The 17,384-nt window shown below is 71.5% G+C and carries 8 protein-coding genes (1 of these 8 running past the window's edge); 3 read left to right on the top strand and 5 right to left on the bottom strand.

Features of this window, described 5'->3' with window-relative positions; genetic code table 11:
- Positions 1 to 17: 17 nt before the first annotated feature.
- Complete coding sequence (msrB, locus tag ABD951_RS09340; RefSeq protein WP_345343859.1) at positions 18 to 440, top strand: peptide-methionine (R)-S-oxide reductase MsrB; 423 nt, start codon at positions 18 to 20, stop codon at positions 438 to 440.
- Positions 441 to 446: 6 nt separating this feature from the next.
- Here the strand turns inward: msrB and ABD951_RS09335 are convergent, their stop codons facing one another.
- Positions 447 to 1,676 (bottom strand): serine hydrolase domain-containing protein, encoded by a 1,230-nt coding sequence (locus ABD951_RS09335; protein WP_345343857.1) that lies wholly within the window; start codon positions 1,674 to 1,676, stop codon positions 447 to 449.
- Between the two features lie 156 nt (positions 1,677 to 1,832).
- Between ABD951_RS09335 and ABD951_RS09330 the strand changes: the two genes are divergently transcribed.
- Complete coding sequence (locus ABD951_RS09330) at positions 1,833 to 2,546, top strand: hypothetical protein (protein WP_345343855.1); 714 nt, start codon at positions 1,833 to 1,835, stop codon at positions 2,544 to 2,546.
- Positions 2,543 to 3,736 carry a PrsW family intramembrane metalloprotease gene (locus tag ABD951_RS09325; RefSeq protein ID WP_345343853.1) on the top strand — a complete coding sequence of 398 codons (1,194 nt, stop codon included), beginning with the start codon at positions 2,543 to 2,545 and terminating at the stop codon, positions 3,734 to 3,736. Before ABD951_RS09330 ends, ABD951_RS09325 begins: the two co-directional genes overlap by 4 nt.
- Here ABD951_RS09325 and ABD951_RS09320 read toward each other — a convergent pair.
- The 4 genes in view from ABD951_RS09320 to ABD951_RS09305 are tightly spaced (at most 50 nt apart) and all read right to left on the bottom strand, a layout consistent with a single transcriptional unit that may run on beyond the window.
- A complete protein-coding gene (locus tag ABD951_RS09320; protein WP_345343981.1) occupies positions 3,688 to 5,982 on the bottom strand; it encodes a molybdopterin-dependent oxidoreductase in 2,295 nt (764 codons plus the stop codon). The two genes, ABD951_RS09325 and ABD951_RS09320, sit on opposite strands and share 49 nt — an antisense overlap.
- A 50-nt stretch (positions 5,983 to 6,032) precedes the next feature.
- Entirely contained in the window at positions 6,033 to 6,428 is a 396-nt protein-coding gene (locus tag ABD951_RS09315) for a hypothetical protein (protein WP_345343851.1), read from the bottom strand.
- A 49-nt stretch (positions 6,429 to 6,477) separates the two neighbouring features.
- Positions 6,478 to 7,512, bottom strand: a complete 1,035-nt coding sequence (locus ABD951_RS09310) for an alpha/beta hydrolase (RefSeq protein ID WP_345343849.1) — start codon at positions 7,510 to 7,512, stop codon at positions 6,478 to 6,480.
- On the bottom strand, positions 7,509 to 17,384 hold the 3' end of the coding sequence (locus ABD951_RS09305) for a non-ribosomal peptide synthase/polyketide synthase (RefSeq protein ID WP_345343847.1). Its footprint extends 17,157 nt past the window's final position; the window shows 9,876 of its 27,033 coding nt (coding positions 17,158-27,033); its start codon lies beyond the right edge, outside the window; it ends in the stop codon at positions 7,509 to 7,511. Before ABD951_RS09305 ends, ABD951_RS09310 begins: the two co-directional genes overlap by 4 nt.

Below are 17,384 nucleotides of genomic sequence, written 5' to 3'. Positions count from 1 at the left end.
CTGAGTAGCGTGGAGCCATGACCTCCGACGCAGACCGCAGGCCCGGCTTCGAACTCAGCGATGCGCAGTGGCGCGAAAAGCTGACCCCCGAGGAGTACGCGGTGCTCCGACAGGCAGGCACCGAGCGACCGTTCGTCGGCGAGTACACCGACACGAAGACCACCGGCGAGTACCACTGCCGGGCGTGCGACGCCCTGCTGTTCACGTCGACCGAGAAGTTCGAATCGCACTGCGGCTGGCCGTCGTTCTTCGATCCGGCGGAGTCGGACGCGGTGATCCTGCGGCCCGACGACTCGCTCGGCATGCGCCGCGTGGAGGTGCTGTGCGCGAACTGCCACAGCCACCTCGGACACGTCTTCGAGGGCGAGGGCTACCCGACGCCGACGGACCAGCGGTACTGCATCAACTCGATCTCGCTGCGCCTGGTTCCGGCTCCCTGACGGGGTCTACTGCGGGTACATCTGCCCGATCAGGTTCTTGGCGATGGTCGACGCGGGGTCCCGGCCGTCGACACCGGGCGCGAGGTTCGCCCACACGACCAGGGTGACGTGATTGACGGGGTCGGAACCCATGAACGAGTTGTAGCCGGGCAGTTCTCCGGTGTGTCCGTACATCGGACCAAACTTCGCGATGCCCCAGCCGTAGCCCGCCGCCGACGGGTTGTTCGGGTCGGTCGGCTCGGGGCTGGCCATCCGCTTCTGCTGCATGTCGGCGCTGAGCACCTTGCCGTCGGTCAGCGCCTCCACCCACGTGGCGAGGTCGTCGGCGGTGGAGATGCCGGAGCCGGCCGCCCAGGCCCAGGACGGGTTGTCGAACGTGACGTCGGCCGGCGCCAGCGTGCCGTTGCGCGCGGCGGCCTGCATGTCCGCCGGCAGCGCCGGGTTGTCGATCGTGAGCATGTTGGTGCCGTAGAAGTAGCCGTGCGAGTTCGGCGCAGGCAACCCGGAGTCGGCCAGGTCGGGGAACATCGTGCTCGTCAGGCCGACCGGGCCGAACAGCCGGTCCCGGTAGATCTGCGGCAGCGGCTTGGCGTCGAGCTGTTCGGCGATCAGGCCGAGCAGCACGTAGTTGGTGTTCGAGTAGTGGTAGCCCTGTCCGGGCGGGAAGTACGGCGGGTGCGGATAGGCCAGCGCGAGAAGCTGATCCGGCGTCCAGACCCGGCCCGGGTCGGTGTCCATCGCCGAGTTCAGCTCGGGGGTCTCGGTGTAGTTGAACAGACCGCTGCGCATGTTCAACAGCTGCTCGACGGTGATGTTGGCGCCGTTCGGCACGTCGGGCCGGTACTTCGACACCGGGTCGGTGAGCGCGATCTTCCCCTCCTGCGCCTGCTGCAGGATCACGGTCGAGGTCCAGGTCTTGGTGTTGGACCCGACCCGGACGTGGTCGCCGACGGTGACCGGGGCGCCCCCGCCGCGTTCGGTCGTGCCGTAGGTCGCGGTGACGGTGCCGGTCGGGGTGCGCAGCAGCGCGACCGCGCCGGGGAGCAGGAACTCCTTCGCCCCCGACTCGAGCGCCGACTGCATCGTCGCCTGATCGACCGGTGTCACCGCGGAGGAGGTGGTGGTGGACCCGGACTCGGACCCCGAGTCCGAGCAGGCCGCGGCCAGGAGGGACAGCGCCACCGCGGCGCACGCCGCCCGAACACGTCGACCTCGAAATGCCTTGTCACGGTCCATGAACGACAACCGTACGCCGGATGACGCAGCGGCATGACCCATTCGCGGTCCTGCCGCCGCGCCGTGACGGGCGTCGCACCGTGCGTGCCCCGCCTGCGTGCGAGCCCGCGCGCCCATACGATCGCGAGGTCGGCGAACACGGCGAAAGGGACCTCGATGGATCGTCCTCGACATGCCGGGGCGGCACCGGCCCACGAACGGGTGCCGGTCGAGCACCGGCTGTTCGGCCTGGACAAGCGGGCACTCCTGCCGGCAGGCATCGTGCTCGGCGTCGGCCTGGTGTGGAGCATCGGACTGCCGCTGGTGAACGACGCGGTCGCGTGGGACGACCCGATCGTCGCCGGTGATGCGATCGACATGGGCGACGGCGTCAGCTTCGTCCCCCCGGTGGGCTGGCAGCTGACCGACGGTGTGCGCGTGAGCGAAGCGCCGGTCTCGGGCGTGTCGGCCGACAGCAGTGCCCAGGTGGCCAGCGGCGGCGTCCAGATCGAGGCCACCGGCGGAACCTTCTCCGGGGACGCCACCGCGCTGATGGACCAGATGACGTCGAACCTCGACGCCGAGGGCAGCGGCGTCACGATCACCGGTGGCCGCGGCACCCTCGTCACCGACAGCGGACTCGTCGGGGTCGGCGAACCGTTCACCTCGACCGACGGCGACGGCCTCGTCGCGACCTTCGTGCTGCCGAACGTGAAGGACTCCGGCCCGACGCCCGCACCGGGACCCACCCCGGCCCGCGAAACGGCCGGTGAGGCACCGGCGTCGCGCGCCGTCACCTTCGTCGTCCGCACCGCACCGGGCCAGTACGCCGCGAACGCGGCCGACATCGACGCCACCCTGCGCAGCCTCACCGCCGGAGGATCCCGATGACCGTCCGCCAGGACACCGACCCGAGTCCCGAACTGCTCGCCGCGCAGAAAAGAGCCCTGAACGAGTCCGGCTGGGGTGTGCGATTCCGCCTGTTCCAACCCCACAACCCCGCCTTCTGGGTCCTCGTGGTGGGACTCGTCGCCGGCCTCGCCACCGCCATTCCCATCGTCACGCACAGCGCGGCGCTCTACGGCACCGCACTCGCGGTGGGTGTCGTCGCGTTCGCGATCTACGCGATACCGTGGTGGATCTTCCTGCACCACCACGACCGCTACACCCCCCTGCCCGCCCAGTTCGTGGCGGTGGGATTCGTCTGGGGCGCGATCGCGGCGACCTTCTGGATGGCCTACAACGCCAACAACGCGGCGCTCTCGCTGTACGCGAAGCTGTTCGGGCACGGCTGGGCGATGTCGTGGGGCGCCGGGCTGACCGCTCCGTTCACCGAGGAGATCGCGAAGGCGACCGCTCTGGTCCTGCTCATCGGGCTCGGGTCACGGCTGGTGCGCAGCCCCTACGACGGCTTCGTGATCGGCGCCTTCGCCGGCCTCGGTTTCCAGATCGCCGAGGACATGCTGTACGCCGCGCAGAGCGCGGTCCACACCTTCGGCTCCGAGCAGCTCGGCCAAGCGCTCCGGATCATCCTCTTCCGCGGCGCCCTCGGCATCGTCTCCCACGCCCTGTTCTCCGCGATCTTCTGCGCGGGACTGGTGTGGTTCCTCGGCCGCCCCCGGGCGCAACGCAACCGGGCGCTCGGTGCCACGTTGATGGCGTTCTCGATGTTCCTGCACTTCGTCTGGGATTCGGCGGCCGCGCTCGCCGGTGCGCTGCTCGGCAATCCGAGCGTCGCGCTCGTGTTCACACTCGGCGCCGCGGTCCTCGGCCTGATCACGGTCGTGTGGGTCGCGCGCACGGCCTCCGACGTCGAAAAGCACTGGCTTCGAGACCTTCTCGCTCCCGAAGTCGCGCGCGGCACGATCGGCGACGCCGAGGTCGCCGCGCTGGCGGGCACCCGCAAGGACCGCACACGCTACCTCCACCGGCAGAAGCACGGGAAGCGGCGCGCACACCACGTTCTCGACGCGGTGGCCGACCTGGCGGCGGGAATCGCCCACGATCACGGCGCGGAGACCGCGGAGGTCGCTCACCTCCGGTCGGAGGTGCTCCGGGTGCGGACCACGGGCGGGTCGTAGGCGCGGATCGGCGGCACCGGCCCGTCGAACCGTTCGATCTGCACCAGGACGTGCTGTCCGGTGCTGCCGCGGGCGAGCTTCGAGGTCCCGACGTCGGGGGTGAGCACGTTCGGGTTCCCGTGCACGCACAGTGAATTCGGGTCGGCCGGATCGATCGGGTCGTACCACGCGCCGGTGGACAACTGCACCACGTCGGGCAACATGCCGTCGTCGAGCAGCGCCCCGGCCAGGCACGCGCCGCGGTCGTTGAACACCCGCACCACGTCCCCGGTGGCGATCCCGCGCGCCGATGCGGCGGCGGGATGCATCCGAATCGGTTCCCGCCCTTCGATTTTCGACGCCTGACTGGTGGCGCCGTGGTCGAGTTGGCTGTGCAGGCGGGTGCGGGGCTGGTTCGCGATCAGGTGCAGCGGGAAACTCTGCGCCCGCTCGCCGCCGAGCCATTCCTCGGGCTCGTACCAGGCGGGATGTCCGCCGCAGTCGTCGTAGCCGAAGCCGTCGATGTCCGCCGAGAAGATCTCGATCCGCCCGCTCGGCGTCCGCAGGGCGTTGCGCTCCGGGTCGGCACGGAAGTCCTCGAGCAACGTCAGGTCGTCCTCGGTGCGCATCGCCACGTGGCCCCGGGCCCAGAACTCGTCGAACTCGGGCGCCACTCCCCCGTCGGCGAGCACGAACCGGCGCCACTGCTCGTACAGGTGCGCGAGCCACTCCGCGGACGTGCGCCCCTCCGTGAACCGGTCCCCGAATCCGAGCCGGTACGCGAGCGCGGAGAAGGTGTCGTAGTCGTCGCGGGCGTCCGCGAACCGCGGCGTCGCGGCCTGCATCGCGACGAGCAACGGGTCGTTGCGGGCGCAGGCGAGGTCGTCGCGTTCGAGCGCGGTCGTGGACGGGACCACGATGTCGGCGTGACGGGCCATCGGCGTCCAGTACGGGTCGTGCACGACGATCGTGTCGGGCCGGGCCAGTGCCCGCCGCAGCCGGCCGAGGTCCTGGTGGTGGTGGAACGGATTGCCGCCCGCCCAGTAGACGAGCCGGATGTCGGGGAAGGTGCGCCGCTCGCCGTTGTAGTCGTACTCCCGACCCGGGTTCAGCAGCAGGTCCGAGATCGCGGCGACCGGGATGGAGTCCGGCACCGGGTTCTCGCCCTGGAACAGGGTCGGCAGCGGGTACGGCACCGGGGCGAGGCCGGGTTCGTTCATCGATCCGTAGCCGTGCCCGAATCCGCCGCCGGGCAGACCGATCTGGCCGAGCATCGCGGCCAGGGTGAGTCCCGCCCACGGCGCCTGCTCGCCGTGCCGGACGCGCTGCAGCGACCACGTGACGGTGACCAGCGTGCGACCGGCCGCCATTCGCCGTGCCAGGTCGGCGATCGTGTCGGCGGGCAGGCCGGACAGCGCGGCGGCCCACGCGGGGTCCTTCACGACGCCGTCGGTGCGGCCGAGCAGATAGTCCTCGAACTTGTCGTAGCCGACGGTGTAGCGGTCCAGGAACGCCCGGTCCACGAGATCGTCGGTCACCAGGACGTGGCACAGCGCGAGCATGATCGCCACGTCCGTGCCCGGCCGCGGCGCGAGCCACTGCGCGCGACCGTGCATGTCGTCACGCAGCGGGCTGATCGAGACGATCTCCCCGCCGCGGTCCCGCAGCGCGTCGAGCGCACCGCGGGTCGGATGGTTGCTGGTGCCGCCGTCGTTGACCGCGGTGTTCTTCAGCGGCACCCCGCCGAAGCACACCATCAGGTCGGTCTCGCGGGCGATGACGTCCCAGTTCGTCGAGCGGGAGAACAACTTCCAATGGGTACCCATCACACGCGGCATGATCACGCTGGTCGCGCCGAGCGAGTAGCTGTTCTCGGAGCGGGTGTAGCCGCCGAGCATCTTCAGGAACCGGTGCACCTGGCTCTGGGCGTGGTGGAACCGTCCGGGCGAGGACCAGCCGTACGAGCCGCCGTAGATCGCCCGGTTGCCGTGGGTGTCGACGACGCGCCGCAGCTCCCCGGCCAGCAGCTCCGTCAGCTCGTCCCAGGAGACGGCGACGAACTCGTCGGCGCCGCGCCGGTCGGACGGTCCCGGGCCCTGCTCGAGCCAGCCCCGCCGGACCGCGGGGCCGCCGACGCGCGACCGGTGCCGCACCGACCCGACGGCGTTGGCCAGGATCGGTGACGGATCGGCGTCACCGGCGAACGGCCGGACGGCGACGACCTCACCGCCGTCCGACTCGGCCTCGAACATCCCCCAGTGCGCCATCTGCTGGCGCCGCACCGACACGCTCACGACGGCCAGTCTGCCAGCGCGGCTCACGACACGACGAAGACGCCCGTTCCGGCGATGAACTCGCCGCCCGTCGTCATCGAGGCGGTCGCGAGCCCCGGCCCGGTGTACACGCTGACCGCCTCGCTGTACGGGACCTCCACCGTCCCGGAGGCTCCGGTGCCGAGGTTCCGCCAGTGCATGTGGTAGCTGCCCTTGACGGTCGGCTGTCCGGGCTGGGGCGGATCCAGGGCGGGGAAGGTCACCGTCCCGGGCGCGTCACCGGTGATCGCCACCGGGGTGAACGTACAGAAGAGCCCGGGGCCGCAGCTCCAGATCGAGTTGACGCTGACAAGTGGGATCTGAAAGGTGTTCACGCTGGGCGCGGCCGATGCCGCCGGTGTCTGGCCTGTCGTGGGCACGACCGCGAGGGCGGCCGCCACGACTCCTGCACACACCCATCGTTGTGGACCGGACATCGGGATGTCCTCCTCAGGTGAGGGACCGTTCGATCATCGGCCAGGAGTTGTGCAGGTCGTCCTGCCAGTAGCCCCACGAGTGGGTGCCGGTCGGCCGGAAGTCGTACGTGGCCGGGATCCCGAGCGAGGTGAGCCGGTCGGCCAGCGCGTGGGTGCACTGGTTCGTTCCCGCCTCGATGACGCCGCCGACGATCACCTGGTTGGCCAGGACGGCCGGATCCCCGTCGATCGACGGTCCGTCGAGGGTCTCGTGGGGGCCGGGCAGCCCGGTGCCGTTGCTGATGTACAGGTCGATCCCGCGCAGCTTCTCGGCGTTGACGACGGGGTCGTTGGCCACCCAGGCCGGATCGCTCGGCGGTCCCCACATGTTCGTGACGTCGCCGCCGCGGAAGTTGACGACGAAGGTCACGTAGTCCCGGCCGGGCGTGGTGCTCGTCTCGGCACACCCGCTGAAGGCACCGACCGCGCGGTACAGCGACGGCGCCGACTCGGCCAGGCCCAGCACGGACGTGCCCGACATCGACAGGCCCGCGATGGCGTTGACCCCGCTGGTGCCGAGCGTGGCGTCGACGATCGGGGGAAGTTCCTCGGTGAGGAAGGTGGTCCACTTGTTCACCCCGAGGACGGGGTCGGGCTTCTGCCAGTCGGTGTAGTAGCTGTACGCACCGCCGACGGGTGTGACGACGTTGACGTTCTTGTCGGCGAAGAAGTCGACCACGTCGGTCTTGGCCTTCCAGGTTGCCGAGTCCTGGCCGCCGCCTGCGCCGTTGAGCAGGTACAGCGTCGGTCGGGGCACGCTGGTGTCGGCGGGACGGATCACCTCGAGGCGGATCACCTTGTTCATCGCGGCCGAGTGGACGTACATGTTCAGTTGCCTGTCGTCGACCTTCTCGACGTGATCGAGGGCGGATCCGTCCGCGGAGGCCGGCGTGGCCGCGGGTAGGGCTCGCGCCCCGACCGGCGACGCGGCGGCCGCCGGACCGAACAGTCCGGACGCGGCGATGACGGCGACGGCCAGGAGGGCGCGCCGGTGTCCGATCGTGTTCATGACTGCTCCTCGTGCTCGACCGTGGTGCCCGACGACGGAGAACATTCCCCAACCACGGTAGACGGATGGCCGGACTCCGGCTGCCGAACAGGAACCGGAGTCGACAACGACCGGGCGAGTGCGGGCCCGATGACCGCGAGTGCGCGAGGTTCGATGATCTCGTTGTGCGCACAGTCCACCGGCTGTTCGTCGATGCGGCCGGTCACGAGGTGCCGCCACTCCTGCGACGACCGGGCACGGCCGGCGGCGTCCCCGTCGCGGGTGGCGCGGAACACGAGCAGGTCCCCGTCGTACACCTGCGGGACGAACTGGTGTCCGAGCCGCGTGGACTGCTGGTATCCGGCCGCGATCCGTTCGAGGTCGCGCCCGCGTACACCGGTCTCGATCCCCAGCGACTCGTCGATCAACCGCGCCGCGCGGTCGTAGGTCACCTCGCCCTCGGTGTCGACCTCGACTCCCAGCCCGTGCAGTAGCTCGCGGACGTCGAGGTCGCCGGGCGGCGGGTCCTCGCCGTCCAACGGAAAGCTGTCCAGAACTGTCAGGGTCGCGACGTCCTCGCCGGACCTCTGCAGGTCGACGGCCATGGCGTGCGCGACGACCCCGCCGAGCGACCACCCGAGCAGGTCGTACGGTCCGGTGGGCGCGATCGCCTGCACTTCCTCGACGTAGCGGTGGGCCAGTTGTTCGATCGACCGGTAGTCGCCGTCTCCGCTGATCGTGGGCAACTGAAGTCCGTACACGGGCCGGTCCGGGGGCAGGTGCCGAACCAGACCCGCGTATCCCCAGGACAGGCCGATCCCCGGGTGCACGCAGAACAGGGGTCTGCCGCTGCCCTGCGCGCGCAACGGGAGCGCCACGGCGAACGCCTCGTCCACGCCGGCACTCCGGGTCGGAATGTCGAGGCGACGGGCCGTCCCCGCCGGGGTGGGGTCGAGGAAGATCCACTGCAGCGGCACCCTCCGATGCAGTCTGGCCTGCAGGGCCCGGACCAACGCGGTGGCGAGGAGGGAGTTTCCGCCGAGGTCGAAGAAGCTGTCCGCGACACCCACCCGGTCCACGCCGAGCACCTCGACGAACGCCTCGACGACGATGCGCTGGGTTTCCGTTTCGGGGGGCCGGAACTCGACGCCGGACGAGCGGAAGTCGGGGGCGGGCAACGACTTCCGGTCGAGCTTGCCTGCCGGGGTCATCGGGATCCGATCGAGCACGACCACCGCGGACGGCACCATGTGCGCGGGCAGGTGCTCGGACGCGTGGGTGCGCAGCACCGCGGGCTCCACGTGCTGTCCGCCCTGGGCCTGCACGTACGAGGCGAGGACGGTGTCTCCCGACGGGCCGGTGGTACCGACGGTGGCGGCGAAGGCGACAGCCGGATGACGAGCCAGCACCGCGTCGATCTCCCCGAGCTCGATCCGGAAGCCCCGGACCTTGACCTGAAAATCGGTGCGGCCCACGTACTCCAGGGTCGGGCGCACACCGTTCCCGTTGGTTCCGCTCACCGGGTGGCGCCAGCGGACGACGTCGCCGGTCCGGTACATCCGGCGACCGGGGTCCCCGTGGGGGCAGGCCACGAATCGCTGCGCCGTGAGGTCCGCCCGGTTGTGGTACCCGCGAGCCAGCGCCGGCCCGGCGATGTACAACTCGCCGGCCACTCCGACCGGGACCGGCTGCAGTCGCTCGTCGAGGACCAGGAACGCGAATCCCAGTGCGGGCGCTCCGATGTTCACGCCCTCGCCCGGGCGCATCGCGGCACTGACGCTCGCCTGGACGGTCGTCTCGGTGGGCCCGTACCCGCTGTGCAGGTCGCGACCCGGCGCCCACTGCGCGACCACCTCGGGTGGGCACGCCTCCCCGACCAGGTCGAGGACCTTCAGTGCGTCGAGTCCACCCCGGTCGAGGGACGCGAGGGCCGTCGGTGTGATGGTGGCATGGGACACCTGCTCGCGACGGAACAGGTCCGCCAGCTCGGTGCCACCGTAGATCGTGGGCGGGACGATCACGACCCGGGCCGAGGCACTGGCCGCCATCATCAGCTCGAACACCGAGGCGTCGAAACTCGGGGAGGCGAGATTGGACACCCGGGACTCGTGCGTGACCCGGAACCGGTCGTGGGTTTCCGCGGTGAAGTTGGCCAGGCCCCCGTGGGTGACGACCACGCCCTTCGGTCGCCCGGTCGACCCCGACGTGTAGATGAGATAGGCCGGGTGCGCGAGATGCAGCGGGGTCGTCCGGTCCGCGTCGGTGACCGGTGCCGACGGCGCCGCCGCCACTTCCCCGGCGACGTCCTCGTCGTCGAGAACCAACCAGGAAACGGTGTCGGGCAGGGAGCCCCGGATTCCGGTCACGGTGAGGCCGATCGAGGCCCGGCAGTCGGTGAGCATGTAGGCGATGCGCTCGCGCGGGTAGGTGGGATCGACGGGCACGAAGGCCGCGCCTGCCTTGACGACCGACCAGATCGACACCACGTCCTCGATCGAGCGGGGCATACCGAGTGCCACGAACGTCTCCGGTCCCGCCCCGCGAGCGCGGAGGACCCGGGCCAGGCGGTTCGACCAGTCGTCGAGTTCGCGGTAGGTGACCCGGCGGTCGCCGCACGAGAGTGCGACCGACTCCGGATCGAGTGCGGCGGCGGCGGTCAGCAGGTCGGGCCACAGCCGGGCGCGCACCTCCGGTTCGCCGCGGGCCGGGACCAGGGTCCGCAGCTCCGTCTCGTCGAGGAACGGGAGGTCGCCGATCGGCAGCTCGGGATCCTCGGTGACCGCGTCGAGGATCTGCACGAACCGGGTGGCGAAGCCACGGACCGTGTCGGTGTCGAAGAGGTCGGCGGCGAAGTCGACCGCACCGATCATCCCGGCGGGCGCACCGTCGGCGTCGAACTCCTCCGCGAGAAGGAATTCGAGATCGTTCTTGACGACGTCGAGGCCGGCATCGACGCGTCGCACGTCCAGTCCCGGCAGTGCCGTCTCCGGTCGCTCGTTGTTCTGGAATTCCAGCGACACCTGGACGATCGGCGAGTACGCCGTCGACCGGGTCGGCCCGACCGCCTCCACGACGCGATCGAACGGGACGTCGGCGTGCGCGAACGCACCGAGGTCGACCTCCCGGCAGTGCGCCGACAGGGTGGTGAACGACTCGGCTCCGTTCACCCGCGTGCGCAGTGCGAGGGTGCCCACGAACATGCCGACCAGGTCGTCGAGTGCGGGTTCCCCGCGGCCGGCGATCGGCGTCCCGATCACGACGTCGTCGGTGTTGCCGAGCCGCGCGAGCAGGACGGCGAGCGCCGCGTGCACGGTCATGAACTCGGTGCAGCGAAGGCGTCGCGACAGATCCCGAATGCGGCGGTGCAGGTCGCCGCCGACGGTGAAGCGAACCCGCGTCCCGCGGAAGGACTGCTGGGAGGGCCGGTCGTGATCGGTCGGCAGTTCCAGCAGATCGGGCATGCCCGCCAGCGCCGTCCTCCAGTAACCGAGTTGCACCCCGATCAGCGATTCGGGGTCGTCCTCGGAACCGAGCAACTCCCGTTGCCACAGGGCGTAGTCGGCGTACTGCACCGGGAGCGGCGCCCAGTCGGGGGCGTTGCCGCGGACGCGTGCCTCGTAGGCGGCCGCCACGTCGCGCACCAGCGGCGCCATCGAGAATCCGTCCGCCGCGATGTGGTGCACCACCACGGCGAGCACGTGGTCGGTCGCGGTCACGGCGAACAGTCCGATCCGCACCGGAATGTGCGCGGTGACGTCGAAACCCACCGAGACCAGCCGGGCCAGTTCCTCCCGGAGGCGGTGCTCCCCGGATACGCGGACGGGTGTCAGCGCGGGCACCGCGCGCTCGACGGGCACGATCTGCTGCACCGGACCGGAGCCGCGGTCCGGGAAGGTCGTGCGCAGCGACTCGTGCCGGGCGACGACGTCGGACAGCGCCGAGTTCAGTGCTCGCACATCGAGTTCGCCCCGCAGCCGGACCACGATCGGGATGTTGTAGGCGGCCGATGTGGTGTCGAACTGGTTGACGAACCACATTCGTTGCTGCGCGAACGACAACGGAAGGTCCTCGGGCCGGGTGCGGGCCGCGAGCGCCGGACGCCGGGATGCCGCCGCACTCGAGCTCTCGATCCGGGCCGCCAGTGCGGCGACCGTCCGCGCTTCGAGCAGATCACGCACCCCGCAGCCGGTCCCGAGCGCCGCCCGCAGCCGGGCCGCCACCCTCGTCGCGCTGAGGGAGTTGCCGCCGATGTCGAAGAACTCGGCGTCCGCACCGACCCGTTCGAGACCGAGCACCTCCGCGACGACGGCGGCCACCGTCTCCTCGACCGGACCGGCCGGTGCCCGGTATCCTGCGGTGCCGGAACGCATGTCGGGCTTCGGCAGGGCCGCGCGGTCCAGCTTGCCGACCGCGGTCAGCGGGATGCTGCCGAGCACCGTGATCGACGAGGGCACCATGTGGGAGGGCAGGCGCTCCGCCAGGTACCGGGCGAGGTCGGCGGTGTCGAGCCGGCGGCCCGCCGCCGGCACGACGTAGGACGCCAGCAGGGTGTCGCCACCGGGCCCGCGGTCCGCGACCGTCGCCGCGTACCCGACGTTCGGCGCCGACACGAGGGTCGCGTCGATCTCGCCGAGCTCGATGCGGAAGCCGCGCACCTTGACCTGGAAGTCGGTGCGGCCCACGTACTCGATGCTGTGGTCGGCGGTCCACCGGACGATGTCCCCGGTGCGGTACATCCGCTCGCCGCGGCGGGAGGGGTCGGCCACGAACCGCCCGGCGGTCAGTGCCGGCCTGCGGTGGTAGCCCCGGGCCAGGCCGGGCCCGGCGAGGTACAGCTCGCCCGGGACACCGACGGGAACCGGCTGCAGCCGGGTGTCGAGCACCAGTTCGGTGACGCCGCGGACCGGCCCGCCGATCGTGATCGGGGCCCCGGGCGCCATCGGCTCGCTGATGTTGGACATGATCGTCGTCTCGGTCGGTCCGTACGCGTTGTACAGCCGGCGGCCGCCGCCCCGGGTACTCGGGTCATCGGGTGCAGCCCAGCGGGCGACGAGTTCGGGCGGGCAGGCCTCGCCGCCGAACACCAGGTCCTGCAGGTGCACCAGGCCGGTGGGGTCGAGTGACGCCAGCGCGGCGGTGGTGATGAACGCGTGGGTGACCGCCTTCTCGGCCAGCAGCCGCGCGAGGTCCTCGCCGCCGTAGACGGTGGGCGGCGCGATCACCATCGTCGCGCCGGCACCGAAGGCCTGCAGGTACTCGAACACGGACCCGTCGAAACTCGGTGTGGAGAAGTGCAGGGTGCGCGAGCGCGGTGTCGCCCGGAATCGTTCGAGCTGGTCGAGTGCGAAGTTGTCCAGCCCGCGATGGGTGACCACGACACCCTTCGGCCGGCCCGTGGACCCCGACGTGTAGACGACGTACGCGGCGGTGTCCAGGGTGACCGGACCGGTGCGATCGGCATCGGTCACGGGCGCGGCGGACTGCCGTGCGCACTCGCTCGCGAAGCCGGGTTCGTCGAGGATCAGCCACTGCACGCTGTCCGGGAGGCGACCCCGCTGCCCGGTCGTGGTCACGCCGACGGCGGCTCCGGAATCGAGGAGCATGTCGGTGATGCGCTCGTCGGGGTAGTTGGGGTCGATCGGGACGAACGCCGCCCCGGTCTTCGCCACCGCCCACACCGACAGCATCGATTCGGGGGACCGTGGGATCCCGACGGCGACGAAGGTCTCCGGCCCCACACCCCGCGCGACGAGTGCGCGGGCGACGCGACTCGACCGCTCGTCCAGATCGCGGTAGCTCAGCTCGTCGTCCTCGTAGGACAGCGCGATCGCGTCCGGGTCGCGCGCGGCCGCGTCACCGAGGATCTGCGGCAGGATGCGCGTCGACCCGCCCGGACGGCCTCGGACGGGCACGAGATCGGCGCGCTCGCGGTCGGTCAGCAGCGACAACGCGGCCAACGGCAGGTCCGGGCGGGTGCACGCGGCGAGCGCCCGCAGCACCCGCTCGGCGACGGCGCCGACCGCGTCCGCCGCGAACACGTCGGGGAGGTACTCGAACTTCAGGCGCAGGCGGGTGTCGACGGAGGCCACCAGGCTCAGCGGATAGTGCGCGGAATCTCGCGCGGCCACACCGGCGACCCGCATCCCGGCGACGTCGGTGTCGGTCGACACGTGGTCGACCGGGTACGACTCGAACACGGTCAGGGTGTCGAACCCGACCTCCGGGCCCGCCGCGCGCCGGATCTCGGCCAGCCCGACGTGGTGGTGGTCCAGCAGCGCGGCCTGCTCGGCCTGGACGCGGTCGAGCAGGGCACCCACGGTGTCGTTGGGGCGCAATCGGATCCGGACGGGCAGTGTGTTGATGAACAGTCCGACCATCGTCTCGACACCGACCAGGTCGGGCGGCCGCCCGGAGACGGTGGCACCGAACAGCACGTCGTCGCGGCCGGTCAACGTGCCCAGCACGATCGCCCAGGACACCTGGACGAGCGTGTTGACCGTCACGCCGCGGGACCGTGCGATCTCGCGCAGGCGGGCGGTGCGGTCCTCGTCGAGGTCGAACACCCACTCCCGCGCGATCGTGGCCGGCCGCCGGCCCCGCTCCACCGGAGCGTTCCCCGTCCCGGCCGCCAGCAACGTCGGCCCCTCCACCCCGGCGAGCGCCCCGGCCCACACCTGCAGGGACAGTGCCGGATCCCGGTGGGCCAGCCACGCCAGATGGTCGCGATAGTCGCGCACCCGCGGCAGCCGCGACGGGTCGGCGTCGGTGGCGTAGAGCGTCAGCAGCTCCTCGAGCAGCAGTGGCATCGACCACCCGTCGAGCACGATGTGGTGGTTGGTCGACACCAGGCGGTACCGGTTCGGCGCGGTCGCGATCAGCAGGAACCGGATCAGCGGGGCCCGCGTCACGTCGAACGGGCGGATCCGGTCCTCGGCCAGCAGTCGCTCGACCTCGGACGCCGCGGCGCGCTCGCCCCGGGCCGTCAGGTCGATCTCGTTCCAGCACACCGCCACCCGGTCCCGGACGACCTGAACCGCGGTGCCGGTCGGGTCGCGCAGGAAGGCGGTACGCAGGTTGGCGTGCCGCTGCAGCAGGGCGTCGGCGGCGCGGCGCAGCCGCCGCGCGTCCACGGCACCGGTGAGCTCGAGGGTCACCTGCACCAGGTAGGGGTCGACGGACTCGTCGGCGAGCTCGGCGTGGAACAGCATGCCCGCCTGCAGCGGCGTCAGCGGCCAGACGTCGGTCAGGTCGGGGCAGCGACGTTCGAGCGCGACGATCGCGTCCTGCCGGAGGTCGACGAGATCGAAGTCCGACGGTGTGAAGCCGCCGCCGCCGGACTCCACGTGCGCGCCGAGAGCAGACAGCGCCCGGGTCCACAGCCGCGCGAGTTCCTCGACCTCCTCGCGGGCCGGGACGCCCGGGCGGTAGGTCCACGTGGACCTCAGGCCGGGTCCGTCCCCCGACTCGACGGTCATCGCGTTGACGTCGACGTCGGCCACCGACATCTCGGGGGTCGCGGCGCCGCGCAGTCCGGGGTCGTCGACCGGCACCCACCCGGTCTCCGCCGCGGTCGGGCCCAGCCTGCCGAGGTAGTTGAAGCCGACCTGGGGCACCGGGAGCGGCGCGAGAACCCGGGCCGTCTCGCTGTTCAGGTATCGCAGCAGCCCGAATCCGATGCCGTGGTCGGGCACCGCGAGACGCTGCTCCTTGACCGCCGCGAGCGCGGCTCCCGCGGACGGGCCCCCGGCGAACGCGTCGTCGAGGTCCACGCCGCTCAGATCGAGCCGGACCGGGTGGATCGTGGTGAACCAGCCGATCGTGCGGGCGAGATCCGCCCCGGGCACCACCTGCTGTTCGCGTCCGTGGCCCTCGAGGCTCACCAGTGCGTCCGGCAGGTCGATCCCCCGGTGTCGGCGCCATCGGATCAGCGCCATGGCCAGCGCCGTCAGCAGTACGTCTGCGACGTCGGCGTGGAATGCCTGCGGCACGCGCGTCAGCAGCGTCTCGGTCAACTCGACGGGAAGCCCCGCCTCGACGACCTCGGCGGTGTCCGTGGCGGCCGGTGGGCGCGACCCCAGCACCGGGTCCGGCCCGTCCAGGATCCGGCGCCACCGGTCGACCTCGGCGGTGCGGCCGGGATCGTGGGCGTTCTCGGCGAGCGCGTGCGCCCATCGGCGCATCGACGTGCCGGGCTGATCCAGGGCCGGCGGCGCACCGGACCGCAGCCGCGCGCAGGCCGTGGCGAGGTCGGGGATCAGGATCCGCCAGGACACCCCGTCGACCGCGACGTGGTGGACCACGATCAGCACCCGGTTCGCCGGTGTGCCGATCGACTCGGGGCGACGGCCCGTGTCGAGCCACACCACCTGGATCATCACGCCCGACTCGGGGTCGAGCCGGCCCAGCGCCGCATCGAGTTCCCGAGCCCCGACCTCGGCGAATCCGGTGGCGTCCACCGGGACCCGCCGAACCACCGCGGCCGCCGAGACCGACCCCTCGGCCGGCACCTCCATCGCCCAACCCGACTCGGTGTGGGGGGTGCGGTGCAGCCGCGCCCGCAGGAGGTCGTGCCGGTCCAACAGGGCCTGCACCGCCCGCGTCAGCGTCTCGCCGTCCACCGTGTCGGGAACCGCGAGCAGCGCGGTCTGCGAGTACCGGCGGACATCCCCACCGGGTGCCCCGACGCCGTCACCGGATGCGCGGTCGAGCATCCACCGCACGACCGGGGTCAACGGAATCTCCCCGACGCCGCCACCCGGCAGTTCGTCGAGAACGACGGTCTCGGCGGACGTCCCGGCGATCTCGGCCAACCCCGCCACGGTCTTGCGCTCGAACACCTCGCGCGGCGAGATCACCACCCCGGCGGCCTTGGCGCGGGTCACCAGCTGGATGGACATGATCGAATCGCCACCGAGGGCGAAGAACGAGTCGCCGACACCCACCGAGTCGACGCCGAGGACCTGCGCGAACAGGCCCGCGAGGATGCGTTCGGTCTCGGTGGCCGGGTCCCGGCTCGCGGTCACCAGCCGCCCGAAGTCGGGTTCGGGCAACGCCTTCCGGTCGAGTTTGCCGTTCACAGTGAGCGGCATCGCGTCCAGGACGACGACCGCCGCGGGCACCATGTACGACGCCAGTCGCGCGGCCGCCGCGGCCGAGACCTCCCCCGGATCGAGCGCGACACCGGCTTCCGGCACCACGTACCCGACCAGACGATCCCCCCGTACCGCGGCCGCCGACTGCGCCACCCCCGCGGACGCGAGCAGCGCCGACTCGACCTCCCCGAGTTCGATCCGATAGCCCTTCACCTGCACCTGGAGGTCGTTGCGGCCGAGGTACTCCAGCTGCCCGCGCCCGTTCCAGCGGGCCAGGTCGCCGGACCGGTACATCCGCGACCCCGCGGCGGTGGGGTCGGCGACGAACCGGGCGGAGGTGAGTGCGGGCCGGTCGAGGTATCCACGCGAGACCTGCGCACCGGAGACGTAGAGTTCCCCGACCACGCCCGGCGGCACCGGGTGCAGTCGGGAGTCGAGCACCCGGACGCGCAGCCCGGGCAGACCGCGGCCGATCAGCGACCCGGATTCGTGCGCCGCCAGGTCGCGGTCGAGCGGCAGATGGCTGACGTGCACGGCGGTTTCGGTGATGCCGTACATGTTGACCAGGACCGGCGCGGTGTCGCGGCGATGCGCGTACCAGCGCTCCAGCCGCGCGAGGTCGAGGGCCTCCCCACCGAAGACCACGTACCGCAGGGACAGGGCGGGAGCGCCGGCGCGGCGGTCCGCCTCCGCCAACTGGTGGAATGCCGTGGGGGTCTGACTGACGACGGTGACGTGCTCGTCGCGGAGGAGTTCGAGGAACTTCTCGGGCGACCGCGCCGTGAAGTGGTCCACCAACAC

This window comes from Rhodococcus olei (assembly GCF_039540555.1).
Taxonomy (GTDB): domain Bacteria; phylum Actinomycetota; class Actinomycetes; order Mycobacteriales; family Mycobacteriaceae; genus Rhodococcus_G; species Rhodococcus_G olei.
Note: the sequence above shows the minus strand (reverse complement) of the source record. Positions and strands in the feature narration are given on the sequence as shown.

What these genes read in the sequence shown, in the direction of transcription:
- msrB (WP_345343859.1), top strand. Translation starts at nt 18, where the DNA reads ATGACCTCCGACGCAGACCGCAGGCCCGGCTTCGAACTCAGCGATGCG.
- ABD951_RS09325 (WP_345343853.1), top strand. Translation starts at nt 2,543, where the DNA reads ATGACCGTCCGCCAGGACACCGACCCGAGTCCCGAACTGCTCGCCGCG.
- ABD951_RS09320 (WP_345343981.1), bottom strand. Translation starts at nt 5,982, where the DNA reads ATGGCGCACTGGGGGATGTTCGAGGCCGAGTCGGACGGCGGTGAGGTC.
- ABD951_RS09335 (WP_345343857.1), bottom strand. Translation starts at nt 1,676, where the DNA reads ATGGACCGTGACAAGGCATTTCGAGGTCGACGTGTTCGGGCGGCGTGC.
- ABD951_RS09330 (WP_345343855.1), top strand. Translation starts at nt 1,833, where the DNA reads ATGGATCGTCCTCGACATGCCGGGGCGGCACCGGCCCACGAACGGGTG.
- ABD951_RS09310 (WP_345343849.1), bottom strand. Translation starts at nt 7,512, where the DNA reads ATGAACACGATCGGACACCGGCGCGCCCTCCTGGCCGTCGCCGTCATC.